This window comes from Pseudodesulfovibrio sp. 5S69 (assembly GCF_037094465.1).
Lineage (GTDB): Bacteria > Desulfobacterota > Desulfovibrionia > Desulfovibrionales > Desulfovibrionaceae > Pseudodesulfovibrio > Pseudodesulfovibrio methanolicus.
The window spans coordinates 807,875-834,073 of the sequence record NZ_CP146609.1; the positions used below are offsets into that span (position 1 = coordinate 807,875).

Consider the following 26,199-nt stretch of genomic DNA (forward strand, 5'->3'; position numbering starts at 1 on the left):
GGCTCCGCTTGTGTTCGAACCCGGCTAGAATTTTTCAAATCCTTCAGTTCCGACAGTGTGTTCCGGAAGTGCGTCCCGGTGTGCGGCCATTACCGTCACGGTGCTCCCGGGCTGATCGATTTTGAAGAATGCCATGGTCTCCTTCAAGCTGTCGACTTGGGTGGTCAGCTCCTCTGAAGTCGAAGCCACCTGTTCAGAAGCCGATGCAGCCTGTTGAATGACTTGATCAAGTTCCTGGATCGCTCTGTTGACCGTCTCGGCGTTGCTGTTTTGTTCCTCGGAGGACTCGGTGATAGCCGCAATGAGTAAGGCGGTATGCTTGATGTCCGGGACCATCTTGTTGAGCATCAATCCCGCGTCCTCGGCAACCGAGACGCTGTTTGCCGAAAGTTCACTGATTTCCGCCGCCGCGCCGCCGGACCGTTCGGCCAGTTTCCGGACTTCGGCCGCGACCACGGCAAAGCCCTTGCCGCTTTCGCCGGCGCGGGCCGCTTCAATGGCGGCATTGAGCGCGAGCAGATTGGTCTGGCGGGCGATCTCTTCAATAATGGATACCTTGTCCGCAATTTTGCGCATGGCGCTCACGGTCTTGTTGACCGATTCACCGCCCTTTTCGGCGTCGACGGCGGAAGAGCGGGAGGTTTGTTCCGTCTTTCTGGAATTTTCCGTATTCTTGCCGATAGTCGTGACCATATGGTCCATGGAAGCCGCGACTTCCTCCACATTGGCCGCCTGCTCGGTAGCTCCTTGGGCAAGGGTGTCGGAAGTCGCGGCCAACTCCTGGGCGCCCCTATACACACTGTCGACCGCATAGCCGACTTTGCCGACGATGTTTCGGAGTTTTTCGCTCATTTCCCGCATGGCCAACATCAGCTGTCCGATTTCATCGTTCCTTATTGAGCCGGAGTCCGCTTCAGCTCGGAGATCACCGCCGCCTATGCGCTGGAGGGTCGTTTTGACGGACTCGAGCGGCTTGAAGATCAGTGCCGATGCGAAGTAGTAAACGATGAGCGCGGACAGCAGCAGGACGACGACGGCCATTATGCCGTTCATCTGGAGGTTCTTGGTCGAGTCGGCCTTGATCTCGGCCAGTCTCTCGAAAGCCCAGACTTTCCAGTTCAGCCCCTTTATGACGTAAATGCTGCCCTGGTAGACTTCTCCATCATTGGTGAATTGGATTTGGCCGGCGGAAGACTGATCGGCGTACCGCTTGAGGGAAGGAACGACTTCCCACAGGCTTTTGCCGATATGCTTTTCGTTCGGGCTGGCCATGATGTAGCCATCGGCCCTTGTCAGGAATATATCCTTGAAATCAAGCACGCTGTTCGTGAATTGGGTTATGTCGGTCAGCCCCAGGTTGATGCACAGGGTTCCCCAGATGGCGCCGTTCTTTTGCAGGGGAACGCCCGCCGCCATGACCGTCGCACCAATGGAAGAGGTGTAGGGCGTCGTCATGATGCGTTTTTCGCCGGCCCATATGCGCTGGTACCATTCGCGCTGCACCGCCTTTTCCTTGAAGTTGGGGATAGGGCCTTTGAGTTTAGCTGTGACCGTGGTGCCGTCTTTCAACCCATAATAGGCTTCACCTGCGCCCGTCTGTTGTATGAGTTTATCAAGTAGATCAACCCGGTATGCATCCTGTGCAGCTCCAGTTAGTTCCTGCGCCCCGTTGAACATCTTTGATGCAAGCTCCAGGGAGGTGAAATATGTCTCTGTCTTTTCTGAAATGGCCTTGCCGACAGCTCTTGCAATCGTATCAAGACTTTCTTTCTTCATTTTTTCGGAAGAGTCACTGAAACTTCGATACGAGACGGCACTCAGGGCTAAGACACCCAACGTAAAAAAAGTTATAACACTCAAAATCATCTTGCTTTTGACACTGATTGTCATATGGTACTCCCCGGAAAATAGTGTTTCTACTATTGATGCACAATTTGTTATAAGCACGTGCTATTGTCTCATGATGTACATCGTGCACATGAGATGTGCCGTTATCTACAATAACTGTGCCATGGAGGCTGTGAAAGGCAGATCCTGATTTTGGCCTTCCAGCAAAGCAGACCCACTTCTTGCGCAGGTCGCCCAATCTTCAATCTCCGCCGAGGGCGACGTCATCATCCGCTCCGACCCCGACGCCGGGCTGGAGGGCTTGAATCGCGATCTGGCCAAGGCGCAGGAGATATCCGAGGGTGGGAGGCTATCGGTTGAGTGCATCCGGACATAATTGCCAGAAGGACCGCATGATTGGCGCAAACACATGGAAGGTTGAGGACAAAAGATAAAGGATCCAGGCAACCGCCTGAATCCTTATATTTTATAAATCTGGAAAATCTGGGGCACAATACTATTTGGAGCTGAGGGGCTCTCTATAAATCCGTTTCTTCTACATGAGTCGTTTTAATATTACGGGTTCGGCCAGTTCCCCGAATCGTTGTCCCACCTTCACCTCCATGAAGTCCAGATCGGTATTCTCAAATAGCCTGGAAGTCGCTTCATGCCGCAGGTCGTGAAAGCGTAAATCCTTCAGATCGGCATCATCCGCAGCCGCTCTAAACCACTTTGAAATGGTGTCGGGGTGAAGAGGAAAGACATCCCCTTTAATCCGTCTTGGGATGCTTTTTAGAATATCCAGCGCAGCCGGAGAAAGGGGGACTGACCGTGCCTCCCCGTTCTTGGTCTTCGGCAGGTGGACATACCGTTTTTTCAGGTCCACATGTTCCCAGCGCATCATGGCTATTTCGCCCCGGCGCATTGCCGTCTCCAGGGCCAGCAGGATGATCGGCTTCAACTCCTCAGGAGCTTTTTCCAGCAGCTTCTTCTCCTCCCCTTTTTCGAGGCGTCTGGTGCGGCCTTTGTTCTGCTTCGGTTTGTTGACGCGTTGGGTGGGGTTGTGCAGGGATTCCATGCCCCAGTCTTTTCGGGAAATCTCGAATACGCGTGAAATTAGGTTCACTTCGTGGAGGATCGTCTGGGAGGCGCGCCTTTCTTCTTCGCGGCTCTTGATGAAGTCCGCGACGTCTTTGCCTCGGATAGAGGCCAGGGGCATCAGGGCGATGGGACGTTCCTTGATGATCTTGATTCGGCTTTTGATTTGTTTCGGCTGGGCATAGCCATCAAGGAATTCCTCCTCGAACCGCTCAAGGGCATCTAGCAGTGTGGTCGATTCGGCTTCCTTGCGGGAGACGAAGACGCTGCGTGTCATTTCGGATTCGATGTCCCGCGCCCATTGGTCGGCGTCAGTCTTTCGGGAGAACGTTTTGCAGTGCGTGGGGTAGCCCTTTTTGCGGATTCTGACTTCCCATTGGTAGGGGCCGCGCTTGCGAATGGTCGCCATGTCATTGCTCCTTTTCTTGGAGCAGTGGAGCAAATTTGGAGCAAGAAATCGATATGGCTAGCGTGGAAAAGAGAAAAGGATTCAAACATTACGCTTGAATCCTTGTCTTTTTGATGGTGCGCCAGGTAGGATTCGAACCCACGGCCGTCGGCTTAGAAGGCCGATGCTCTATCCACCTGAGCTACTGGCGCGTGTGGATGTCTCATTAATCAAGGCGGGCGGCAGAGGTCAAGGATATTCGGCGGGGCGTCATTCGCCGATGATCTTGACCAGGACCCGTTTTTTGCGGCGACCGTCGAACTCGCCGTAGAAGATGCGCTCCCAGGTGCCGAAGTCGAGTTTGCCCTCGGTCACGGCCACGACCACCTCGCGGCCCATGACCTGGCGCTTCATGTGCGCGTCCGCGTTGTCCTCGTACCCGTTGTGCCGGTATTGGGAGACCGGCTCGTGCGGGGCCAGCTTCTCCAGCCAGACCTCGTAGTCGTGGTGCAGGCCGGATTCGTCGTCGTTGATGAAGACCGAGGCGGTGATGTGCATGGCGTTGACCAGGCACAGTCCCTCCCGGATGCCCGATTCGCGCAGGCAGGCCTCCACGTCCTCGGTGATGTTGACGAACGCCCGGCGCGTCGGGACCTCGAAGAAGAGTTCTTTGCGGTAGGATTTCATGCCTCTTCCCTAGCACAACCGCGCCCGGCGGACTACGAAAAAACGGCCGGGGCCGGCCCCGTGCGGCACAGCTCGAACCGTTGCCCGGCGCGGGGTTCGTCACAATTCGGGGAAAGCGGTAAATAATGCTTGCATTCGCGAAATTCTTGCGTACAAGCTCCATCCATTGGTTCGCCGTCGCGAGGATTGACCGATCCGAACGACGGCGGGCGCGCGGGACGCCCCCGGGGTATGCACTCCCCCGGATGCGGCTCCCGCCGGGTTCGCGCCATGTCGGCGCGGGCCAACCGTACCAAGGGGGTTTTATGTGTTTAGTTGAAGGCGGGGCAAACGGCCCGGCCCGTAAGGCAAGGAGGTGTTTCGGTCACTGAACCATTTAATCACGAGGTGTTGATGAATGAACACTGTCGGTGTGCATTGTATTCTTGAACTCAAAGGTTGTCCTTCCCATCTGCTCGACGACGAGCAGCTCATTCTCGAAACCATGGTCGCCGCGTCCCAGCGGGCCATGTCCACCCTGCTCGATATCACGAGCCATAAATTCGAGCCTCAGGGCGTCACCGCGCTGGCCCTGCTCGCGGAATCCCATATTTCCATCCACACCTGGCCCGAATCGGGCTACGCGGCCGTGGATATCTTCACCTGCGGCGAAACCGCCAGGCCCCGGCTCGCGTGCGAATACTTCGTGCGCGAATTCCAGGCCGCGGACCACACCCTGACCGTGCTGCCGCGCGGCAACGGCTGCGGGTGCCATCACCCCCTGACCCCGACCGAGGAGGCGACGCTGTGGCAGGCTCGAAGCTGAGTAGCGACTACTGGATCACCGAATACATGACCGAGGACGACGTCCACCTCCACGGGGTGGAGCAGATCCTCGATTTCAAGCGCACCGAATATCAGGAGATGTCCATCGTCCGCTCCAAGACCTTCGGCACCGGCCTGGTCCTGGACGGCAAGTGGCAGGTCTCCGAACGCGACGAGTTCCTCTACCATGAGCCGCTCGTCCACACCGCCCTGTATCAGCACGGCGCGCCCTCGCGCGTTCTGGTCCTGGGCGGCGCGGACGGCGGGGCCGTGCGTGAGGTCCTCAAGTGGCGGTCCGTGACCAAGGCCGTCCAGGTCGAGATCGACCGGGTCGTCTACGACGCCTGCCAGGAGCACCTGGGCACCATCCATCAGGGCTGCTTCCAGAACCCGCGCGCCGAGATCCGTTTCGGCGACGCCTTCGAAGTGCTCGAAAAGGAGGGCGGCTCCTGGGACGTGATCATCTGCGACCTGTCCGACCCGCTCGAGGACAGCCCGGCCATGAACCTCTTTACCAAAGAGTTCTTCACCACCTGCCGCGAGGCCCTGGCCCCCGGCGGCGTGTTCGTCATCCAGGCCGGGCCGGTCACGCCCCCGTTCGACGACGGCCACGCCCGCATCGTGCGCACCCTGGGCGCCGTGTTCGAGAACGTCACCCACTTCTTCTCCTGCACACCCACCTACGTGGTCCCGCTCGGCTTCGCCCTCGGCTCGCTCAAGCCCATCGACACCGACCCGGAACCGGCCAAGGTGGACGGTTTCCTGGCCGAGAACGTGGACGGCGAACTCAGGTTCTTCGACGGCATCGCCCTGCGCGGGCTCATGAGCCCGCCCAAATACCTGCGCGACAAGGTGGCCAAGGGCGAGACCCTGTCCACCCTCGACGATCCGGCCCGCTATACCGGCACCGGCGTCAAGTCCTAGGCGCGCGTGCGTACGTATATAAAGGGCCGGGCGGTGCATGCGCACCGGCCCGGCCTTTTTTTGATGAATGCCTCCGGCGGCCAGAGGGGGAAACTTTCGGGAAAGTTTCCCCCTTTGGACTCCCCCTTCAAAGATTTTTGTGTGCCTTCGGCAGGGGCGTGCGGGTACGGGAGGGCGAGGGATGGGGAGGATTGGGCGCGCCTGGCCTCCGCGAAGCGGCACAAAAAGTTTAGGAAAAGAAGGGGATAGGGGGCAGGGGGGGGCGGCAGCTCTTGGCGAGTCTTCGAGCCTTAGAGATGGCGACAGCCGCGATAGGGGAAGAATCAACCCTTTTCAAAGGGTTCTTTCTCCCTTTCCCCCGGCCGCCGGAGGCCTCTTACACTCTTTCCCAGTCCCGCACCTCGCCCTTGATCAGGACGAACAGCGGGTGGGGTGCGGGGCGTAGGTTGCGGGAGTCCTCGAAGCGCTCGGGGTCGCGTTGTTCGAGCTTTTTGAGCAGGTGGCGCCACTCGTAGTCGAGTTGGCCGGTGGTTTCGCGGATGGGCGCGGCCTGGGCGTGTTCGTCGATTTTCGAGGCGTCGAAGTTGTAGCCCCGGTTGCGGGCCTCGTTCAGGACGGCCGCGAGAAAGGCGTCGATGGCCGAGAGCGGGTCCGGGTGGTTGCGGAAGCGGATGAGCTGGGGGTGGTTGGTGTAGCCCCTGGTCTGGCCGTGCAGGACCTTGCGGGCCAGCAGGCCTTCTCGCCACACGGCGGTCAGCCCCTTGACGTCGAGGAAGCGGGGATGGACGGTCCACAGCCGCATGGCTGCCTACCTCGTCTCGGCCAGGTAGCCCAGTTCGCGGGCGAAGTCGTCGGTCCCGGCGGGCAGGCCGTGGAGCAGGTGCCCCAGGCGCATCATCTCACCGGCCGGGAAGTCCTTCTGCCAGCGGGCGTAGTAGCCGGTGAAGCCGTACATCCAAAGCATCTCCGAGGCCTGGGTAAAGACCTGGCGGGCGAATTCGTCCCAGGTGGTGGAGGTTTCGATCTTCCAGACGGGATATTCCTCGCCGCCCACCTCGCGCTTGCCCTTGAAGTCGACCACGATGTCGAGCACGCCGCCGGGCCGGGGAGTGACTCCCCAGTAATAGAGCCAGCCCTCGCCGCCCCATTCGAATTCGGTATGCCGGTAGTCCACCTCCATGTCGGTGGGCCCGTCGAGACCGTGCACGTCGTACAGACAGCGGAACAGGTCTTTGATGGGCTCGGAAAAATTGGAATTGACGCTCAGGTCGAAGTGGGAATCGTTTGACACCAGCCGGGCCTCCAACCACCCGGCCCGCGCTTCGGTCAGGAAGATTTCAAAACGATTTTCAGGCATTCCGTCCTCCATGTCACAGTCTTTATGCACATTACACAACTCGCCGGGGATAGGCAAAGGGTGAGTGGCGCGGGGCCGCCTCCGGCCGGTGCCGAATCCTTGCCAAAAAATGGTTTACAGGGTCCTATATTTCCGCTACGTACATGACTCTTCTTATTATGGGAGAATAGCTTATTCATAACATATTTGAATTGCTTGTTTTCCTCAAAAGGAGCGTAAAGATGTCGGGATCGGCCGCCCAGGCCGACCGTGCAAACGGGGCTCGCCTGCCTCGGAAACGATGACCCGCCAGCACGGAACCCTCATCTTGAAAATATACGTTAAAACTACTTTGCCCGAGGTCCGTTGTGGAGGTAACCCATGGAAAAAACTAACGAATCTGTTGAAATGCCTGAAATGGAAATGAACTTTGCCGATGCTCTCGACGAGTATCTGAACTCCGATTTCGGAGATCTGGACGAAGGGACCATTGTTGCGGGCGAAGTCGTCAAGGTCGACAAGGACTACGTGCTGGTCGACGTGAACTTCAAGTCCGAAGGACAAATCCCCGTTTCCGAATTCACCGAGCCGGACGGCACCGTGACCGTGTCCGTCGGTGAGAAGGTCGACGTGTTCGTCGCCCGCAAGAACGAAGCCGAAGGCACCATCTACTTGTCCCGCGACAAGGCCAAGCGGATGCAGCTTTTTGATAAACTGGAAGAGCTCCAGGAGAAGGACGGCGAAGTCGTCGGCCGCATCATCCGCCGCATCAAGGGCGGTTACACCGTCGATCTCGGCGGGGTCGAGGCCTTCCTGCCCGGTTCCCACGTCGACCTGCGTCCGGTTCCGGACATGGACGCCCTGGTCAACCAGGAGTTCGATTTCAAGATCCTGAAGATCAACCGCCGCCGTTCCAACGTCATCGTGTCCCGCCGCGTGCTCCTTGAGGAGATGCGTTCCGAGCAGCGCGAGAAGCTGCTGGAGACCCTCGAAGAGGGCCAGGTGGTCCAGGGCAAGGTCAAGAACATCACCGAATACGGCGTGTTCATCGACCTCGGCGGCCTCGACGGCCTGCTGCACATCACCGACATGTCCTGGAAGCGCATCAAGCATCCCAAGGAGATGGTCAGCCTGGGCGACGATCTGGAACTGAAGATCCTCAACTTCGACCGCGAAGGCCAGAAGGTCTCCTTGGGCCTCAAGCAGCTCGTGCCCGATCCGTGGGAAAACATCGCCGAGAAGTACCCCGAGGGTTCCCGTTTCACCGGCGTCATCACCAACCTGGCCGACTACGGCGCGTTCGTCGAGTTGGAGAACGGCGTGGAAGGACTGGTCCACATCTCCGAGATGTCCTGGACCCGCAAGCTCCGCCACCCCTCCCAGATGGTCAAGGTCGGCGAGGAAGTCGAAGTCGTCGTGCTCGGCGTCGATCCCGAGAAGAAGCGCATCAGCCTCGGCATGAAGCAGATCTCCCCGAACCCGTGGGACGTGGTGGCCGAGAAGTACCCCGAGGGCACCGTCCTCGAGGGCGCCATCAAGAACATCACCGAGTTCGGCGTGTTCATCGGCATCGAGGAGGGCATCGACGGCCTGATCCACGTGTCCGACATCTCCTGGACCAAGAAGATCCGCCACCCCTCCGAGGTCTACAAGGTCGGTGACTCCGTCCAGGCCAAGGTCCTCACCGTGGACAAGGAGAACGAGAAGTTCACCCTGGGCGTGAAGCAGTTGACCGAAGACCCGTGGACCCAGGTCCCGGCCAAGTACCCCGTGGGCCAGAAGGTCACCGGTACGGTCACCAACATCACCGACTTCGGTCTCTTCGTCGAGGTCGAGGAAGGCATCGAGGGCCTGGTGCACGTCTCCGAGATCAGCCGCAAGAAGATCAAGTCCCCCTCCGAGATCTACAAGGAAGGCGACACCATCGAGGCCAAGGTCATCCACGTGTCCGCGGACGAGCGCCGTCTGGGCCTGTCCATCAAGCAGACCAAGGAAGAGCCCGCCCGTTCCGGCGGCGGCAAGTCCAAGTCCTTTGGCGGCGACAGCGTGAGCGCCGGTTCCACCCTGGGCGACCTGCTCCGCGAGAAGCTGGAGGAAGCCGCCGGTGACGCCCTGGCTGCCGCAGAGGAAGAGGCCGAGGCCGCCGTCGAGGAAGCCCCGGTCGAAGAGGTCGTCGAATCCGAAGCTCCGGCCGAGGAGGCCGCTGCCGAGGAAGAAGAGACCAAGTAAGGTAACAACGTCATGCGCATGGCAGGGACCAAAGACCGTTTCTCCCAGCGCCACCCCCTTCTGTTCGGGGTGTTGATGATCATATTGGCCATGGCCCTCATTACGGGGGTCATGGCCTTTTTCCGTTCCATGGGCTGGACGCCCGGCTCCTTCGCCCTGTCCGGCGACAAGATCGGCGTCGTCCATGTGGACGGCATGATCGTGGACGCCTCCAGGGTGGTCGGGTTCATCCGCACCCTGGAAGAGGACGACGCGGTCAAGGGCGTGCTGCTGCGGGTCAACTCCCCGGGCGGGGCCATCGCCCCCTCGCAGGAAATCTACGCCGCCGTCAAAAAGCTCAACGAGGCCAAGCCGGTCATCGCGTCCTACGGTACGGTGGCCGCGTCCGGCGGCTACTATTCCTCGTGTCCGGCGAGGCTCATCTACGCCAATCCGGGGTCCATCACCGCGTCCATCGGCGTCATGGCCGAGTTCGTCACCGTGGCCGACGCCATGGAGAAGTTCGGCATCAGGCCCGAGGTGCTGACCACCGGCAAGTACAAGGCCGCGGGTACGCCCCTGCGCAACCTGACCGACGCCCAGCGCGAACAGATGCTCGACCTCATGCAGGACCTCCACGACCAGTTCGTGGACGACGTGGCCGAGGCGCGGGGCATGAACCGCGCCCGGGTGGCCGCCATCGCCGACGGCCGCGCCGTGACCGGCCGCCAGGCCGTGTCCCTCGGGCTGATCGACCGCATCGGCACCCAGGCCGACGCCATCGACGAGCTCAAGAAGGAGACCGGCATCACGGGCCGCGCCCGGCTGGTCGAAGGGCCCGTCGAAGAGCGCACCTTCGTCCAGGAGCTCATGGGGTCCCTCAAGCTCGATCTCTCCTCCAGCCTCTCACAGGGCTGGTCCTTCTTCTATAAATAGGCCGGGCGATTGCCCGACAGCGGATTTGGCCGCGCGTTCGACCGTGCCCCGAGCCGCGCGGCCGACGCATGCCCATGGCCGATTCCTTTCGCTTCGGGACTGGGGCGGCCGTGCTCAGGCACACGCCGCAGGGGCGGTCAGGGCAGGGTCACGATTACGCTGGTCTCGCCCGGATTGGTGGTCACGACCCTGATGTCGCCGCCGTGGGTGCGGGCGATGAGGCGGGCGGAGTAGGTGCCCAGGCCCGAGCCCCGTGCCGGGCTGGAAGTGGAGTACTTGTCGAAGAAGGTCTCGCGCACGGACAGGGGGACTTCGCCCTGGTTGCGGATGGTGATGGCCAGCCCGTCGCGTTTTTCGAGGACGATGGACACGGACGCGGACTCCGGGGAAGCCTCCAGCGCGTTGAGGACGAGGTTGCAGAGCATGGAGCGGAAGAGCTCGGCGTCGACGGACACGGGCAGGGTCCCGTTCACTTCGCCGTCCAGGACCTCAATGCCCACGCTGATTCCCTTTTCGCTGATGTGCGGCAGGGCTTCCGCCTTGATCTGTTCCAGGACGTCGAGGACGTCCACGGAGGTTCGGGCCAGGACGTAGGTGCCGCACTCCATCTTGTAGAGATCCAGCGAGCGGTTGATCAGTTCCAGCATGGAGGCGCCCGCGTGTTCGATGGTCGCGAGCATGGTCTCCTGGGCACTGTCCAGGTTGCCGCGGCGTCGGATTTCGTCGGGCAGGCCGATGACCGCGCCGAGCGGGGTCTTGAGATCGTGGCGGGCCATGCGCTCCACGTCCTCGCGCAGGGCCTCGGCCAGCTTGCGGTCGGAGATGTCGCGGCTGACGCCCTGCAGGCCGATGCGTTCGCCCTCCTCGGAGAAGAGGATGCCGAGGCGGGATTCGAGCCAGACCGATGCGCCGTCCGCGCAGGTGAACTCGAAGTCTTCGGTCGCCGAGGCGAGATGGTCCTGGCTCTCCGTCAGGTCGTCAAGTACGCCGAGGATGTCCTTGAACCGGGTCCTTGAGGCGGGGGTGAGGAAGTCCTGGATGTGCCGTCCCAGGACATCGGCGCGTTTGAAGCCGCGCACGGCCTCGTCCGAGGGGCTGACGTAGGTGAAGCGGTAGTCCGCGTCCAGCCCCCAGATGATGTCGGTCACGTTTTCGGCCAGCAGTCGGTACTGCTTTTCGCGTTGGCGCAGGGCCTCCTCCATGAGCTTGCGGTCGGTGATGTCCGTGCCCACGCAGAGCAGGCCGATGCTGGTTCCGTCCTTGGCGCGCACCGAGTCGTTGGCCCAGGCCACCCAGACGATCTCGCCGTTCCGGCGCACGTTCATGGTCTCGTTGAACGGATGGGCCGTGGGGTTCATGAGCAGCCGGTCGAGGTAGCGGCGCATGGAGCGGCCCTCAAGGGTCCTGCGCGGGACCAGGGTGCCGACCAGGGGCTTGCCCAACAGTTCGCCGGGTCCGTACCCGTAGAAGTCCTCGGCGTATTCGTTGCAGAAGACGATGTCGCCGTCCATGTTGATGCGCATGATGATGGACTTGGCACTGTGCACGAGCTGATAGTAACGCTCGCGATCCTTGAGGCGGCCCATGACGATGGCGGTCACGGCCCACAGGGAGGCTGGGATGAACACGACGGCCAGGAGGCCGAAGCCGAGGATGTAATTGCGGTAGGGCGAATCGGTCCAGCCGCCGCTCGGCGCCGCGGCCAGAAGCCAGACGCCCGACGGGACGTGGACGCTGCGCACCAGCGGGTCCATGTCGAAGACCACGGGGTCGCCCGCGAGTTGGGCGTCCCCGTTGTCCAGGGGATGCGCTTCGCGCAGGGCGAGGAGGACGCCGCCCGTCTTGCCGATGCCCGTCGCGCGGAACAGGGCCGTGGCGTCGAGGTGAACGCTGATCATGCCCCAGTAACTTTCCGGGAGGGCCTTGCCGGGCAGGAAGACCGGGGCCAGGATGACGATTTCCTCGGCCTCGAGGGCGTGCTGGACCGGCGTCAGGGTCTGCCGCCGCCCAGTGGACTTGGCCCGGTTGTACAGGCCGCGCACGGCCATGGGCCCGATTCGGGTCAGCTTGCGTCCGAAGGATTTTTCCGCGCTCCAGGAGGGATAGGCGTGGGACACGATGTCGTCTTTGGCCAGTTGCAAGGAGCGCACCGCGGGCATGTTCACCAGCAGGGCGTCGGCCAGGACCGCGAACTGGGCCTGACTCAGGTCCGGGTTGACCTTGAGGAAGGCCTCCATGGCGCTGACCAGGTGGACGCCCGAGCCGATAGCCGAATCCAGGTCGCTCTTGCCCTCGTTGAGGGCCTGGACCACCCTGGCGCGGACCGTCTGGGCGTAGTTGTCCTGAACCGCGCGATAGCCGACGTAGACCATCACGGCGACCATGAGGCCGATGACCGGGGGGATCAGGTAGATGATGCGCTTGAGCATGGAAACAGCCATCCGTGTTTACGGCCGGGTGTCGCGCCGTACGATACCGACTATAACAAAAGGGCGGCTGAATTGAAACGGACGAGAAGGCCTCGGCGCGGATCAGCCCCCGACCTCGGCCAACGGGGCGTCGGCCCCGTCCACGGCCGGGCGCGGGACGGACAGCAGGGACTTGTCCGGGGAGAACGGGGCAACGGTCCGCCGTTCCAGGCGCATTTCGCGCACCAGGCGGAGATGGCCGCTGCCGATGGGGTCGAAGGACACGGCCGGGGAGAGGTCCGGGCCATTCAGGAAATCGAAGACCAGGTTTTCGGACAGGGAGAACATGTCGTCGAGCTGGCGGTTGACCTGCGAGGAGTGGAGCAGCCGTTCGGCCAGCCGCAGGGAGCCGGTCCAGGATTTGCGTCCGGTCACGGAGAGGCTGCCCTTGAGCAGTTGTTTCTTGACCAGGAAAGGCAGGCGGTGGCGGTCCATGGCCAGGAGCAGACTGTCGTCCTGGTCGCGGTTGGGCATGCGCAGCAGGGCCAGGGCGGTCTCCTGCTCGTTGCGGAAGCGGCGGTCGGCCTGGGCCTCCACATAGACGTGGGAGAGGTTGGAGCCGGATTTCATGGCGGCCAGGGCGTTGGGAACGAAATAGTTGTGGGCGACCACGTCGGCGGTCAGGTGGGTCAGGTAGCCGTAGGCATAGGCCGCGACGCGGGGGTCGCCGGCGGACTTGAGCAGCTTGAAGCCGGTCACCCAGTTGTGGCTGTGGCCGGGCTTGATGCGGGTGCCCTTGCCGATGAAGATGTCGGCGGACAGGGAGCCGTAGAGGAAGGCCTCGCGGTAACGCGAGATGATTGCGGCCAAAAGCGGCGGCAGGCAGCCGAGATTGGACAGCACGGCATTGCCCAAGGCCAAGTGTACGCCCGGCCCCCAGGCGAGGGCCTGGTCGGGCAGGAGCGCCACGAAAAGGCAGGCAAGGATCAGAACGAGCTTCATCGGATAGGGTCTCTCCGGGGGAAACGTAAGGGTCTGGTCCGAAAAGTCAACGATAATCGTGTAAAGATTCCTCTTCGGAGAACCGGGAGTTTCGGCAACCGCCCGTTCCGGCAGGACAAAGGGCGAAGCGAGTTTTCAGCCGTTTTTCGCGGCAAAGATCCCGGCGGCGAAGACCCCCGGCGTCATGCCCATGACCTTGCGGAAACAGCGGGTCATGTGGCTCTGGTCCGAAAACCCGGCCTCGGCCGCGCTTTCGGCCAGTCCCAGCCCTCGGCGAATGCACGCCTTGACCAGCCGGACCCGTTGCAGGACCTGATACTCGTGTGGCGGCATGCCCACGGTCCGGGCAAAGAGCCGGTTCAACCTGCACGGGCTGCACCCGGCCAGTCCGGCCAGGTCTTCGAGACGCACGTCCTCGGCACAGGCCGCCTCCAGGTGGCGGCGGACCGCCGCGATCCGGTCTGGCTCGGCGGGGTCGTCGGAATCAACGGGGAATTCCCCGTCCCGGCACAGAGGTTCCATGACCGCGAGCAGGGCTGCCTGCCGCTCCAGGTTCGAGGCCGCGCGCCCGGCCATGTCGGCCAGCCGGAGCACATCCCCGAACCGGGCGGGGTCGTCCACGACCACCGGCCGGTCCGCCGGAAGGCGCGGGGGCAGCCCGGCCGAGGCGAAACAGGCCGGGGCCAGGCTGACCACGACGTACTCGATCTTCCCGGCGTCCAGGCAGAGGTGGGACAGTCCGGCCGGGACCGCCAGGACCTGCCCGGCACCGGCCTCCCAGCGGCCGCCCGCCGTTTCCATGGCCCGCATCCCGGACAGGATCGCGACCGCGCACACGGACTGGTGGGCGTGGCGCGCCCCGACGGGCGCGGCGCCCGCGTGACGGACCACGCCGACGCCCTCCAGACCGGGGATCTCGCGGTATTCGGTGACGTGATCGGCCATGGACGTTCCTTGTCAGAGCAGGGCGGGCACGAACTTGGCCAGCAGGCAGAGCCCGTCCCGTCCGGCCTTTACCCGGTGCGCGGCCTTCAGCGGCATGACCGCGACCCGTCCCGGTTCATAGGGAATGGCCTGCCCTTCGAGCAGGCACTCCCCACTGCCCGAGGCCACCTCGTGCAGCTCCCAGCTGGTTTCGTGGACATGGTCGCCGATTTCCGCGCCGGGTTCGAGCCGGACCAGGTGGGCGCTGAACGCGCCGTCGGTCTCGGCCCCGGTGAGCAGGTGCTTGAGGGCCACTCCGGCAAAGGTCGGGTGCTGGTGCCACGGCAGGTCCGCGGCGGATTTGGCCGCGCCGTCCACGGTCACGGCCCCGGTATCGAACAGGGAAAAGAGTTGCATGATGCCTCCTTGGTTTTTTCAGGAGGATAGGCCGACGGGCGCGGCCGGTCTTGTACGATCTTGCCGTCAGCTTCCGGCGGCACGGGCCGCTATCTCGCGCACGAAGTCGATCTTGCCCAGAGTATACGCCACCCGGTCTCCCGGATGGTCGGCGATCAACCGCCGCTTGAGCCGCTCGTACTCCGCCGCCGCGTCCGGGTGGGCCCGCAGGTAGTCGCGGAAGACCAGCCCGGCCCACAGGGTGGAATCGGCCACGGTCATGTGGATGTGGTGGGTGCGCTCGCCACCCGGCCCGCGCCGGATGAACCAGGGATAGTGCGGCGGGGTCGATCCCTCGGGCTGGGGCCGCCAGAAATAGTCGCAGCCCTGCGCCTCCAGGATGGGTGCGGCCTCGTCCCGGGCCCGCTCCAGGTCCGCGACCTCCACGAGCACGTCCACCACCGGCTTGGCCCAGATGCCGGGGACGGCGGTGCTGCCGTAGTGCTCGACGCGCACGATCAGCCCCTCGGGCAGGGTGTTGAGCAGGCGCGCCTTCTCCTCCGCGAACAGGCCGGGCCAGGCCGGATCGGGCGGGACCAGCTCGATGCGGTCCTTGAGGACGCGCTCGATCTTCTGATCCAGGGTCTCGGTCACGGCCGCTCCGCCGTGCCGTTCTCCTCGACCTCGACGATGAAGGTCTCGACCAGGTCCGGGTCCAGGGACGATCCGGCCAGGCTGCGCAGGATGGTGAAGGCCTCTTCCACCGAGCGGCCCCGCTGGTAGGGCCGGTCCGTGGTCATGGCGTCGAAGTAGTCGGCCACGCACAGGATGCGCGCGCCCAGCGGGATGTCCTCGCCTTTGAGCCCGCGCGGGTAGCCCGAGCCGTCCATGAGCTCGTGGTGGGCGTAGACGTATTCCAGGGCCGGGCCCAGGAAATCGAGGTTCTTGAGGATGTCGCGCCCCCATTCCGGGTGGCGGTGGATCTCGTCGACCATCTCCTTGGTCAGGGGCGTGTCCTCGCTGGAGAAGATGCGGTCGGAAAAGCCGATCTTGCCGATGTCGTGCAGGGTCCCGGCAACGCGGATGCGCTCCACCTCGGCCGCGGGCAGCTCCAGCCGCTGGGCCAGCCGCCGGGCGTAGACCCCCACGCGCTCGCCATGGCCCTCGGTGTAGGCGTCGCGCGCGCCCAGGGCGTGGGCCACCGCCGTGATGGTGTTGACCGTGTCGCTGCGGATCTTGGCCAGGAGCTGTTCCAGCCGGTCCTCTCTCGCCTCGATCTTGGCCAGCATCAGGGCCACGGCCTCGGCCAGCTCCTGGATTTCCGGGTCGTACTCCGGCCCGGTCAGGGCCTCGATGCCGTCGGCCGGTCCGCCGGACGAGATGGTCCGGATGATCCGCAGCAATTCCTCCCGGCCTTTGAGCATGCTACCTCCAGGCGTCCGCGTGGTCGGCCGCGAACTCGGCCAAGGACCGCGCCGGGGTGTCCGTCAGGTATTCCACGGCCTGGGTGACGTTGCCCATCATCCCGAGCTTGACCACCCGGCTCAGGGAAACCAGCATGTTCCGGTTCCACTCGGGCACACCCGCCCGGTCCAGGCCCTCGATGAACGCCTCTTCCTCGATGGGGGTGTAGCGCACCTCGATCCCGGCGGCCGCCCCGATGGTCTCGGCCACGTCCGCAAGGGTCAGCGCATGGGGCCCGGTCAGGGCGTAGACGCTGTCCGTATACCCCTCGTTGTCGTGGAGCAGCCGGGCCGCGCAGGCCGCGATGTCGCGTACGTCGATGTAGCTGACCTTGTAGTCCTCCTCGGGCAGGGCGATGACCCCGGCCTTGATCGAGGCCGCGAAGATGGTGCTGAAATTCTGCATGAAGGTGTTGGGCCGCAGCACGGTGAACGGAATCTTGGAGTCCTCCACGAACTGGTCGATCATGCCGCTCTCGCGCCCCAGGCGCCAATGGGCATCCGCGGACGCGCCGTAGCCGCTGGACCGGACGATGTATCCGATGCCCGCTTCCTTGGCCGCGTCCACGGCCAGCCGTCCGTACCGGGTCATTTTCTCAGTCATGGGCACGACCAGGAACAGGCGGTCGCATCCGGCCATGGCCGCGACCATGGAGTCCTTGTCCTCGAAGTCGAAGGCCCGCGCCTCCACACCCCCGGCCGAGACGGCCTCGACCTTTTCCGGGGAGTGCACCCCGGCCACGATTTCCGCCTTGTCGGGCAGTGTATCGATCAGGGCCGAGCCGATGTTTCCGGCCGCGCCCGCTATGAAAATTCTGCTCATGGAACCGCTCCTTTCCCGCGCGGACCGAATCCGTCGCACGGGGATTTTCCTTGTGACTTTCGCACGCTACACGAAGAGGGCAGGGAAAGGCAAACGGTCCGCCGCCGGGCCGGAACCCTTTCGCGACCATTCCCCGGCCCTATTCGACCATTGACCGAAAGGACACTTGCGCAGCGCGCCCAAGGGGGGTAACCCGGAGAGAAGCCAGAAAAAACCATGGAGTGGAAATGCTACTAGGAATCGACGTGGGCGGCACCCACACGGACGCGGTCGCCATCGACATCGGGGACGCTCCCGCCGTGGCCGCCTCCTGCAAGGTGCCCACCCGGCATCACGACCTGCTCTCCTCGGTCACCGAGGCCCTGACCACCATCCTCGGCCAGGTCGACAAGAGCGCGGTCACCCAGCTCAACCTGTCCACCACCCTGTCCACCAACGCCATCGTCCAGAACAAGACCGAGGACGTGGGCGTCATCGTCTCGGCCGGACCGGGCATCGACCCGCACAATTTCATGCCCTGCAAGGACTTCCACGTCATCGACGGGTCCATCGACCACCGGGGCAACGAGGTCCGCGCGCTGTCCACCCGCCAACTGGCCGAGGCCGTGGACGCCTGCCGCGGCAACGGCGTACGCGTCTTCGCCGCGGTCTCCAAGTTTTCCACCCGCAACCCGCGCCACGAGAACCTCATCCGGCGCACGGTCTGCAACTGCAAGTCCGTGGACGTCTGCGAACACGCCGACTTCGTCACCCTGGGCCACCAGCTCGGCGGGGCGCTCAACTTCCCGCGCCGGGTGGCCACGGCCTACTTCAACTGCGCGGTCTGGCGGCTGTACAACGAGTTCGCCACCGCCGTGGAAGAGGCCCTGGACGAGATGGGACTGGGCCACGTCAAGGTCAACATCCTCAAGGCCGACGGCGGGACCATGCCCCTGCCTCAGTCCCGGACCCTGCCCGTGCAGTCCATCTTCTCCGGCCCGGCCGCCTCGGTCATGGGCATCATCGCCCTGACCGACATCTTCCACGACTCGGTCATCCTGGACATCGGCGGGACCACCACCGATATCGCGGTCTTCGCCGACGGCGCGCCGCTCATCGAGCGCGAGGGCATCGACATCGGCTCGCATCCCACCCTGGTCTCGGCGCTCAAGGTCCACTCCATCGGCATCGGCGGCGATTCGGCCATCTCCGTGGTCGGCCCCGAGGTCCGCGTCGGCCCCAACCGGCTCGGCCCGTCCGTCTGCCTGGGCGGGGAGCGCGTCACCCTGACCGACGCCCTGAACTATGTCGGGGCCTGTAAGGTCGGCGACGTGGCGGCCTCCCGCAAGGCCGTGGACGCCTACGCCGCGGCCCGCACCCTGACCGGCGAAAAGCTGGCCCAGGGCGCGGTGGCCTATGCGGCCCAGGCCATCCAGGACGCCACCCGCGCCCTGGTGGAGGAGATCAACTCCAAACCGGTCTACACCATCCACGAGCTGCTCGAAGGCAAGAAGATCGTGCCCAAGAAGGTCTACCTCATGGGCGGTCCGGCCGAGGCCATGCGGGAGGAGCTCTTTCAGCGCTTCCAACTGTCCACCGAGGTGCCCGCCAATTTCGACGTGGCCAACGCCATCGGCGCGGCCCTGACCCGGACCACCTGGGAGCTCGAACTGTTCGCCGACACCCAGCGCCACGTCCTGTTCATCCCGACCCTGTCCTACCGCGAAAACGTTCCGTCCGGGTACGACCTGGACGACGCCAAACGGGACGCCGTCAACCAACTGACCATGCAGCTCGACTCCATGGGCGTGTTTCTCAAGGCCGAGGACGCCCAGATCACCCACGCGTCGAGCTTCAACATGGTCGAGGGATACGACCGCGTGGGCCGGAACATCCGCGTCAAATGCCAGGTGCGGCCCGGCGTAATCAAGACCTTCGGGGAGGGGCGCTAATCCATGCTCAAATCCAAGAACACCCTCGGCATCATTTTTTTCCCGGCCTTTGACTGGGCCATCTCGCCCACCCACCCCGAGCGGCAGGAACGGCTCCTCTACACCCAGGACCAACTGCGCGAGGAGGGGTTGTTCGACATCGAAGGCATCAGTGAGTACAAGCCCGACGTGGCCTCGGTGGAGGACGTGGAACGCGTCCATTTCTGCTTCCCGGACGTGCCCTCCGTGGCCACCCGCTCGCACCTCATCTCGGCCGGCGGCGCCATGAAGGCGGGCGACCTGGTCATGGAAGGGAAGACCGACCGCGCCTTCGCCATGGTCCGGCCCCCCGGGCACCATGCCATGAAGGTGGTCCACGGCTCGCGCGGCTTCTGCACCATCAATATCGAAGCGATCATGATCGAGCATATCCGGGAGCAGTACGGGCACAAGCGCATTGCCATCGTGGACACCGACTGCCACCACGGCGACGGCACCCAGGACATCTACTGGCACGACCCGGACACCCTGTTCATCTCCCTGCACCAGGACGGCCGGACCCTGTATCCCGGCACCGGCTTCCCCCGCGACCTGGGCGGACCGAACGCCATGGGCCGGACCCTGAACATCCCGCTGCCGCCCAATACCTCGGACGAAGGGTTTCTCATGGCCGTGGAGCGCATCGTCCTGCCCATCCTCGCGGATTTCAAGCCGGACCTGGTCATCAACTCCGCCGGGCAGGACAACCACTTCTCCGACCCGATCACCAACATGAACTTCTCGGCCGGGGGCTACGCGGCCATGAACGACATGCTCAAGCCGGACATCGCCGTGCTCGAGGGCGGCTACTCCATCCAGGGCGCGCTGCCCTACGTCAACCTCGGCATCTGCCTGGCCATGGCCGGCGTGGACTACTCCCACGTGCGCGAGCCCAATTACAACGCGGAGCGCATCCGCCAGGACGCCCGGACCACCGAGTACATCACGGAGCTCTGCAAACAACTCCCGGCCCTGTATTTCGATCCGCCCGAGTTCGTGTCCAGGGACGACAGCCGCCAGGGGATCATCTCCGGCGACAAGTTCGTCCGCCACAAGCAGATTTACTACGATACCGACGGGATCAACGAGGTCCAGCAGGAGTCCGTGACCCTGTGCAAGCAGTGCCGGGGACTCTACAAGGTCGAAACCCGCGCCGACTCCGGGCCGTTGTGCCTCGGCGTGGAAATACCGGTGGACGCCTGCCCCGAATGCCGCGCCAAGGGCTACCAGACCGTGGAGGACGCCCAGATCAAGGGCACCTACCGCTACATTCAGCTCATCAACCGGCTGGACAAGGAGTACGTCCGCTACGGATTCTAGGCCGGCCTCCCGCCGAGGGCCCGCGCGGGACGTTTCCCGCCGGGAGCCGGGGGGCGGCTAGCGGGCGTGGCCGCCACGGGGCAGGACCAGGGCGGCGACCACGGCCAGCAGGGCGAGCGCGCCGCCCATCAGGAACGGGGCGCGCGGGCCGATCAGGTCCCAGGCGAGCCCGGCGGCCAGGTTCCCGAGCAACGAGAGCAGGCCGGTGAGCATGAGGAAGAATCCCATGGCCGTGCCCCGGCGCTCCGTGGGCAGCCCCGAGGCGATGATGGCCTTGCCCACCCCCTCGGTCAGGCCCATGTACAGGCCGTAGACCGGGAACAGCACCCATATCCAACCGGGCCCGGACAGGGCGAAGCCGAAATAGGTCAGGGCGTAGACGGTCCAGCCGCCGAGCATGATCCGCCACCGGCCCACGCGGTCGCTGACGATGCCCGCCGGGTAGGCCGTGGCCGCGTAGACCATGTTGAACAGGACATAGGCCCCGATGACCTGGATGTCGCTGAACCCCAGGTCCCGCGTACGGAGCAGGAGCAGCGCGTCGGTGCTGTTGGCCAGGGCGAACAGGGACAGCAGGGCCAAGGCGCGCCAGTAGGACCGGGGCAGCCCCCGCAGGGATTCGCGCAACGGTCGGCGCGGCGATGCCGCCTCCTTTTCCCACTCCTTGTCCTTCAGCCGGAAGGTGAACCAGACCGCGACCAGGCTCGGCAGCGCGGCCAGCAGGAATATGGTCCGGTATGCTCCGGGCAGCAGCGCCAGAAGCCCCATGGACAGCGACACGCCCACGATGGCCCCGGCCGTGTCCATGGCCCGGTGGAACCCGTAGGCCCTGCCGGCGATGGCCGGGGGCGCCGCGTCCGCGATCATGGCGTCCCGCGCCGTGGTGCGCAGCCCCTTGCCCGAGCGGTCGATGACCCGCGCGGCAAAGACCATGGGCCAGGAATTGGCCAGGGCGAGCAGCGGCTTGGACAGCGCGCCCAACCCGTACCCGGCGCGGACGAACGGGGTGCGCCGTCCCATGCGGTCGCTGTGCCAGCCCGAGGCCCCCTTCATCAGGCAGACCACGGCCTCGGCCGCCCCTTCCATGGCCCCGAGCACCGTGGCCGGGGCCCCGAGCACCGAGACCAGGAACAGGGGAACAACGGGGTAGACCATTTCCGAGGCCACGTCGGTGAAGAAACTGACCCAGCCCAGGGTGCGGATGGAACGGGGAAGCGAGGGCTCAGGCCCTGTCCTGCGGAAGAAGTGTCGCATGCTGCATCGTATCCGGTTGCAATGTTGCCGCTCCGGGCGCTAGTCCGGGCGGGCCGTGTCGGGGCCGCCGTGCTCCGGCAGGGTCACCGTGACCGAGGTGAGCCCGTCGGGGTGGTTTTCGAAGGTCGTCGTACCGCCGTGCAGCTCCACGATCCGCTTGACGATGGCCAGCCCCAGGCCGGACCCGCCGTGTTGCTGGGACCGGGATTTCTCCACCCGGTAGAACTGCTCGAAGATGCGGGGGATGTCCTTATCCGGTACGCCGGGGCCGGTGTTGGCCAGGGTGATGGTCAGATTCGGTCCGGACCGCGCCCCGGTGACGGTCACACTGCCGCCCTCGACGTTGTATTTGACGGCGTTGTCCAGGAGGTTGGAAAACGCGCGGGTCAGCTTGTCCGCGTCGCCCTCCATGTCCAGCCGGCCGGGCAGGTCGGCGCGCAGCCCGATGCCGCGCGCCTCGCCCAGGAAGCGGTAATCCTCGATCAGCGCGTTCAGGAGGGCGGCGAGGTCCAGGGGCTCGCGGGCCGCCGCGGCCTCGATCTCCAGGGACGACAGGTCCAGCAGGCTCTTGACCAGCCGGTCCATGCGCAGCACCTGCTCGGTCATCCGCTCGTGGCTCTCGGCCTGCGGGTCGGGCCCGCCGTCGCCCGCGCCCGATCGGATCGCGTCCAGGGCCAGGCGCATCATGGTCAACGGCGTCTTGAGCTCGTGCGAGGCGTCGGCGAGCAGCCGCTTCTGGCGCAGAAAGGCGTGTTGCAGGCGGTCGAAGACGTTGTTCAGCGTCTCGGCCAGGGTGTTGAATTCGTCGCGTTCGCCGGTAGTGGGCATCCGCCTGTCCAGGTGCTTCTCGCTGATGTCCCTGGCCTGGGCGTTGAGCTCCCGGATGGGGCGGAGCATCAGCCCGGCCAGGAAATAGCTGATCGCGGCCAGCAGCAGGACCGAGAAGGCCAGCCCTCCGGCAATGCCCGAGACGGTGTCCCCGAGTTCGTCCTCCAGGTGCTCCACCGGGCGGCCCGCGCTGGCCTGGTAGTGGTGCCCTTCGAGGGAAAAGGCGGTGGTGTACACGCGGAAATCGACCTTTTCCCGTTCCTTATCGCGTCCCGCCGCGTCCTGCCCTTCGGCAACGGCGGAGACCGTCCTGCCCCGGCCCGCCCGGGGCGGTTCGATCCGGTACGTTCGGGCCAGGCCGGACCGGTAGAGGACTTCGCCCGTGGCCGGATCCCTGACCTCCAGCCAGTAGTGGTCGCCGTCCGCGAACCCGGGGCCGCCCTCGTCGCCCATTCCGGCCATGACCGCCTGGCCGATGCGCGGACCGGCAACCTTCAGGTCCGCGTCGATGAGCCGGAAGGGCTGTTCCACCATCTCCCAGAGGATGATGCAGGAGAAGACCAGGCTGGCCACGAATCCGGCCGCCGTCATCAGCAGGGTTATCTTCAGCCGGACCGTCATGGCGCCTCGTCCTTGACGATGTAGCCCACGCCCCGGATGGTCCGGATGACCGAGCCGTCCGCGTCGCCGATCTTCTTCCGCAGGTTCTTGATGTGCACGTCCATGAAGTTGGACATGCTGAAGGGATCGAAGGCGTCGCCCCAGACGTGCTCGGCGAGGCTGAACCGGGAAACGGCCCGGTTCTTGTTGTAGAGGAAAAATTCCAGGATGGAGAACTCCCTGGCCGTCAGGTTCAGGGGTTCCCCGCCCCGGCTGACCTCCCGGCTCACGGTGTCCAGGCGCAGCTCGCCCGCCCGGAGCACGGACCCTGCCTGCCCGCCGGAGCGCCGGAGCAGGGCCCGGACGCGCGCCAGCAGCTCGTCGAAGGAAAAGGGCTTGGCCAGGTAGTCGTCCGCCCCCAGGTCCAGCCCCTTGATCTTGTCGTCGATGTCGCCCTTGGCCGTGAGCATGAGCACGGGGGTGGCGTCGCCCTCGCCCCGCAGGGCGCGCAGGACCTCCAGGCCGTCCACGCCGGGGAGCATAATGTCGAGGATGACCAGGTCCACGGGCGTTTCGAACAGCTTGTCCAGGGCCGCCTCCCCGTCCAGGGCGGTTTCGACCATGTACCGCTGTTCTTCCAGCCCCTTTTGCAGTTGGTCCAGCAGGGTCTGTTCATCGTCGACGATCAGTATGCGCATGTCGGTATCTTGAGCCAAAAAAATGGATTGTACAACAATGCGGATGGCGGAAACGGAACGGAAGTCCGTCAGACGCCGGTCCGCCGTTCCGCGTTCCGGGCTTGGCGTCCCTTCCACCACCGGCGGTAGGCCAGCAGGATGGCCGCGCAGACAACGGCCAGGGCCAGGGTGGCCCAGTGCAGGTTGCGCAGGACCAACCGCTCGTTCCGGCCGAAGCAGTAGCCCAGCCCGGCCAGGACCAGCACCCAGACCCCCGAGCCCAGGACCGTGGCCGCGCAGAAGGCCGGGAAATTCATCCGCGTCAGCCCGGCCGGGAGGGAGATGTACTGGCGGATGACCGGCAGCAGGCGGCCCGTGAAGGTGCTGATGTGCCCGTGGCGGGCGAAGAATCGCTCGGCCCTGGCCAGGGACTCCGGGTTGACCAGCATGCGGCGGCCGTACCGCTCGAAGAACGGTCTGCCGAAGGTCAGGGCCAGCCAGTAGTTGAAGACCGCTCCCAGAAGGCTGCCCAGGGCGCCGCAGAGGACGACCATCCCGATGCTCATCCTGCCGCTTGCCGCCAGGTAGGCGGCGGGCGGGATGACCACCTCGCTGGGGAACGGGAACAGGGAGGACTCCAGGGCCATGAGGACCACGATTCCGGGGTATCCCCAATGGCCCACCACGGCCACGATCCAGGCAACGGCTTGATGTATCACGTCGGACGGTTCCTGTTGAAGGTTTGCGGTCAGCGGCGGTTCTCGAAACGGTAGCCGCACCGGGCGCCGCATTTGCCTACCTCGTCGATGTCCCGCTGATCAATGGGAAAGACTCGGCATGAGCGCGGGCGGCAGACGCCGTAGGCCACGCACCGCCCCTCCCTGGTCAGCAGCGGGCAGGTGAAGAGCATGTTGCAGCAGAATCCGCACTGGCGGCACGCACCCTCGCGCGCCCGCAATTGGGCGCGGACGTAGTCCTTGCGGAAGTGGACCAGATAGAAACGCCGAGCCTTTCCGGTGGCGTGCAGAAAGACGCGCGAGGCCGCCACCGGCCGGACCAGCAGGACGTGGACACGGTCAAGCAGCATGGCCGCGGCCGCCCGCGCATCCATTCGGCGCAATCCCTGTGTGATGAATGACATGTCATATCTCCTTGTGGGCCGGGGCCGGGATGCCGGTTTCCACGGCACGGCCTTCGGCGGGGTTCCAGTGATCGAAAAAGGCGTCCAGGACGGTGGTCGGCCCCACGGGCACGTGGCCGTAGCGCAGGGAGAGCTGTTTGCGCGCCTCGGAGGCGGGCGCGCCGTCGACCATGGTCTTCCACAGGGCCGCGGCCAGGCCGGAGCGGTCCGCCCCGGCCCGGCAGTGCAGCAGGACCGGGCGCGGGGCCATGGCGAACAGCTCCAGCAACTCGTGCACCTGGCGTGGCGAGGGCGCGCGGGTCGCCCTTATGCCGCCGAAGTCGAAGTGCCGGATGCCCAGTTCGCGGGCGGTGGCGATCTCCTCGCGGTACCAGGCTTTCTCCGGCCTGTCGCCGCGCAGGTTGATGATCGAGCGGATGTGGTGCCTGCGGACGTAGTGCGCCAGCTCGTCCCGGTCCAGTTGGGCCGAGCGGTACGCCTCGCCGACCGTTATCGCATGGAAGTTGCCCTGCTCTTCGAGATACCAGACGCGCGCCGCGAACAGGACCGCGAGTACCCCGAGGGTGGCCGCGGCCGTGCGCAGGAAGGATTTTCGCCGGAATGTCATGTCGACCTCGTTGGGTGTCTTTGTTGGTTATGCCGGACAGGCCCGCCGAATCAGCCGTGCCGGGCGCGTTGCCGCCGCTTCAGGACGAGCAGCAGGGCCAGCAGGATCACGGGCACGCCCGCCGCCACGGCCACCACCCGTCCGGCCTTGAGCATGGGCTTTTGCCGGACGTGAAACTGAACGGTCGGGCTGGTGTAGACCCGGTCGCCGCCCCGATCGGTGACGCTGACGATCACACGGTAGTCTCCGCTCCTGATCAGCCGCATGGGCCAGTCGGTGCGCAGGGTCCCGCCCGGTTCCAGGGTCGCCCCGGCCACGGCCTTGTGGGCGCTCCAGTCCTCCAGGTCCATGGGCTGTTCGTTGCCCTTGTCGACCTCGACCAGGCTTATCCAGGCCACCAGCCCCCGGACGGGCCGCGTTCCATTGTTGGTTATGGTGCTCCAGAACCGCAAATGGTCCCCCATGATCGGTGACGCGGGGTTCCCCGCGTCGGGGCCCAGGTCCAGGGTCACCGGGGCCGGTGCGGCCACGGCGGCCGTGGCGAGCAGCAGGATGACGGCCACGGCGGGAAGCAGGGTCTTGTGAATCTTCATGGTGCG

25 protein-coding genes and 1 tRNA gene are annotated in these 26,199 nt (G+C 64.6%); 6 read left to right on the forward strand and 20 right to left on the reverse strand.

What is annotated here, in order from left to right; genetic code table 11:
* Positions 1-24 precede the first annotated feature (24 nt).
* The 4 genes from V8V93_RS03790 to V8V93_RS03805 all read right to left on the reverse strand — a co-directional run bounded on the left by V8V93_RS03790 (position 25) and on the right by V8V93_RS03805 (position 4,000).
* The gene (locus tag V8V93_RS03790; RefSeq protein ID WP_338669045.1) at positions 25-1,890 is read right to left on the reverse strand and encodes a methyl-accepting chemotaxis protein; all 1,866 of its coding nucleotides are present in this window, start codon (positions 1,888-1,890) and stop codon (positions 25-27) included.
* A gap of 493 nt (positions 1,891-2,383) precedes the next feature.
* Entirely contained in the window at positions 2,384-3,334 is a 951-nt protein-coding gene (locus V8V93_RS03795) for a site-specific integrase (RefSeq protein WP_338669046.1), read from the reverse strand.
* 114 nt (positions 3,335-3,448) lie between these two features.
* A tRNA-Arg gene (locus tag V8V93_RS03800) sits at positions 3,449-3,525 on the reverse strand.
* Between the two features lie 58 nt (positions 3,526-3,583).
* Positions 3,584-4,000, reverse strand: coding sequence for a secondary thiamine-phosphate synthase enzyme YjbQ (locus V8V93_RS03805; protein WP_338669047.1), 417 nt, complete (start codon positions 3,998-4,000; stop codon positions 3,584-3,586).
* 397 nt (positions 4,001-4,397) lie between these two features.
* On the opposite strand from V8V93_RS03805, the gene speD reads away from it, so the two are divergent.
* Both speD and V8V93_RS03815 read left to right on the forward strand, forming a co-directional pair.
* Positions 4,398-4,805: an adenosylmethionine decarboxylase gene (gene speD, locus V8V93_RS03810; protein WP_338669048.1), complete on the forward strand. Its 408-nt coding sequence runs from the start codon at positions 4,398-4,400 to the stop codon at positions 4,803-4,805.
* Positions 4,787-5,728 (forward strand): spermidine synthase, encoded by a 942-nt coding sequence (locus V8V93_RS03815; protein ID WP_338669049.1) that lies wholly within the window; start codon positions 4,787-4,789, stop codon positions 5,726-5,728. Before speD ends, V8V93_RS03815 begins: the two co-directional genes overlap by 19 nt.
* A gap of 376 nt (positions 5,729-6,104) precedes the next feature.
* Here V8V93_RS03815 and V8V93_RS03820 read toward each other — a convergent pair whose 3' ends face one another.
* Together V8V93_RS03820 and V8V93_RS03825 are read right to left on the reverse strand one after the other, a co-directional pair.
* Positions 6,105-6,530: a pyrimidine dimer DNA glycosylase/endonuclease V gene (locus V8V93_RS03820; RefSeq protein ID WP_338669050.1), complete on the reverse strand. Its 426-nt coding sequence runs from the start codon at positions 6,528-6,530 to the stop codon at positions 6,105-6,107.
* A gap of 6 nt (positions 6,531-6,536) precedes the next feature.
* On the reverse strand, positions 6,537-7,085 hold the full coding sequence (locus tag V8V93_RS03825) for a hypothetical protein (RefSeq protein ID WP_338669051.1): 549 nt from the start codon (positions 7,083-7,085) through the stop codon (positions 6,537-6,539).
* A gap of 360 nt (positions 7,086-7,445) precedes the next feature.
* Between V8V93_RS03825 and V8V93_RS03830 the strand changes: the two genes are divergently transcribed.
* Both V8V93_RS03830 and sppA read left to right on the forward strand, forming a co-directional pair.
* Entirely contained in the window at positions 7,446-9,293 is a 1,848-nt protein-coding gene (locus V8V93_RS03830; RefSeq protein WP_338669052.1) for a 30S ribosomal protein S1, read from the forward strand.
* An 18-nt stretch (positions 9,294-9,311) separates the two neighbouring features.
* Positions 9,312-10,208 carry a signal peptide peptidase SppA gene (gene sppA / locus V8V93_RS03835; RefSeq protein ID WP_338669053.1) on the forward strand — a complete coding sequence of 299 codons (897 nt, stop codon included), beginning with the start codon at positions 9,312-9,314 and terminating at the stop codon, positions 10,206-10,208.
* A gap of 137 nt (positions 10,209-10,345) precedes the next feature.
* On the opposite strand, the gene V8V93_RS03840 is transcribed toward sppA, so the two are convergent.
* The 7 genes from V8V93_RS03840 to V8V93_RS03870 all read right to left on the reverse strand — a co-directional run bounded on the left by V8V93_RS03840 (position 10,346) and on the right by V8V93_RS03870 (position 17,224).
* Positions 10,346-12,649: a PAS domain S-box protein gene (locus tag V8V93_RS03840; protein ID WP_338669054.1), complete on the reverse strand. Its 2,304-nt coding sequence runs from the start codon at positions 12,647-12,649 to the stop codon at positions 10,346-10,348.
* A 90-nt stretch (positions 12,650-12,739) separates the two neighbouring features.
* Entirely contained in the window at positions 12,740-13,618 is an 879-nt protein-coding gene (locus tag V8V93_RS03845) for a zinc dependent phospholipase C family protein (protein ID WP_338669055.1), read from the reverse strand.
* Positions 13,619-13,753: 135 nt separating this feature from the next.
* A complete protein-coding gene (locus V8V93_RS03850) occupies positions 13,754-14,563 on the reverse strand; it encodes an AraC family transcriptional regulator (protein WP_338669056.1) in 810 nt (269 codons plus the stop codon).
* Between the two features lie 12 nt (positions 14,564-14,575).
* Positions 14,576-14,959, reverse strand: coding sequence for a cupin domain-containing protein (locus V8V93_RS03855; protein WP_338669057.1), 384 nt, complete (start codon positions 14,957-14,959; stop codon positions 14,576-14,578).
* Positions 14,960-15,025: 66 nt separating this feature from the next.
* Positions 15,026-15,592, reverse strand: coding sequence for a GrpB family protein (locus V8V93_RS03860; protein ID WP_338669058.1), 567 nt, complete (start codon positions 15,590-15,592; stop codon positions 15,026-15,028).
* On the reverse strand, positions 15,589-16,362 hold the full coding sequence (locus tag V8V93_RS03865; protein ID WP_338669059.1) for an HD-GYP domain-containing protein: 774 nt from the start codon (positions 16,360-16,362) through the stop codon (positions 15,589-15,591). Before V8V93_RS03865 ends, V8V93_RS03860 begins: the two co-directional genes overlap by 4 nt.
* 1 nt (position 16,363) lies before the next feature.
* On the reverse strand, positions 16,364-17,224 hold the full coding sequence (locus V8V93_RS03870) for an NmrA family NAD(P)-binding protein (RefSeq protein WP_338669060.1): 861 nt from the start codon (positions 17,222-17,224) through the stop codon (positions 16,364-16,366).
* A gap of 227 nt (positions 17,225-17,451) precedes the next feature.
* On the opposite strand from V8V93_RS03870, the gene V8V93_RS03875 reads away from it, so the two are divergent.
* Both V8V93_RS03875 and V8V93_RS03880 read left to right on the forward strand, forming a co-directional pair.
* On the forward strand, positions 17,452-19,155 hold the full coding sequence (locus V8V93_RS03875; RefSeq protein WP_338669061.1) for a hydantoinase/oxoprolinase family protein: 1,704 nt from the start codon (positions 17,452-17,454) through the stop codon (positions 19,153-19,155).
* Positions 19,156-19,158: 3 nt separating this feature from the next.
* Complete coding sequence (locus tag V8V93_RS03880; RefSeq protein ID WP_338669062.1) at positions 19,159-20,493, forward strand: histone deacetylase family protein; 1,335 nt, start codon at positions 19,159-19,161, stop codon at positions 20,491-20,493.
* Between the two features lie 57 nt (positions 20,494-20,550).
* Here V8V93_RS03880 and V8V93_RS03885 read toward each other — a convergent pair whose 3' ends face one another.
* The 7 genes from V8V93_RS03885 to V8V93_RS03915 form a co-directional block, all read right to left on the reverse strand.
* The gene (locus V8V93_RS03885) at positions 20,551-21,747 is read right to left on the reverse strand and encodes an MFS transporter (protein WP_338669063.1); all 1,197 of its coding nucleotides are present in this window, start codon (positions 21,745-21,747) and stop codon (positions 20,551-20,553) included.
* Positions 21,748-21,786: 39 nt separating this feature from the next.
* Positions 21,787-23,196: a sensor histidine kinase gene (locus tag V8V93_RS03890; RefSeq protein WP_338669064.1), complete on the reverse strand. Its 1,410-nt coding sequence runs from the start codon at positions 23,194-23,196 to the stop codon at positions 21,787-21,789.
* Positions 23,193-23,873 (reverse strand): response regulator transcription factor, encoded by a 681-nt coding sequence (locus V8V93_RS03895; RefSeq protein WP_338669065.1) that lies wholly within the window; start codon positions 23,871-23,873, stop codon positions 23,193-23,195. The genes V8V93_RS03890 and V8V93_RS03895 overlap by 4 nt, the downstream gene beginning before the upstream one ends.
* 68 nt (positions 23,874-23,941) lie before the next feature.
* Positions 23,942-24,571, reverse strand: coding sequence for a DedA family protein (locus V8V93_RS03900; RefSeq protein WP_338669066.1), 630 nt, complete (start codon positions 24,569-24,571; stop codon positions 23,942-23,944).
* Between the two features lie 29 nt (positions 24,572-24,600).
* Positions 24,601-24,993, reverse strand: a complete 393-nt coding sequence (locus V8V93_RS03905) for a hypothetical protein (RefSeq protein ID WP_338669067.1) — start codon at positions 24,991-24,993, stop codon at positions 24,601-24,603.
* 1 nt (position 24,994) lies between these two features.
* A complete protein-coding gene (locus V8V93_RS03910; RefSeq protein ID WP_338669068.1) occupies positions 24,995-25,600 on the reverse strand; it encodes a fused DSP-PTPase phosphatase/NAD kinase-like protein in 606 nt (201 codons plus the stop codon).
* A gap of 50 nt (positions 25,601-25,650) precedes the next feature.
* The gene (locus V8V93_RS03915; protein ID WP_338669069.1) at positions 25,651-26,193 is read right to left on the reverse strand and encodes a hypothetical protein; all 543 of its coding nucleotides are present in this window, start codon (positions 26,191-26,193) and stop codon (positions 25,651-25,653) included.
* Positions 26,194-26,199 lie beyond the last annotated feature (6 nt).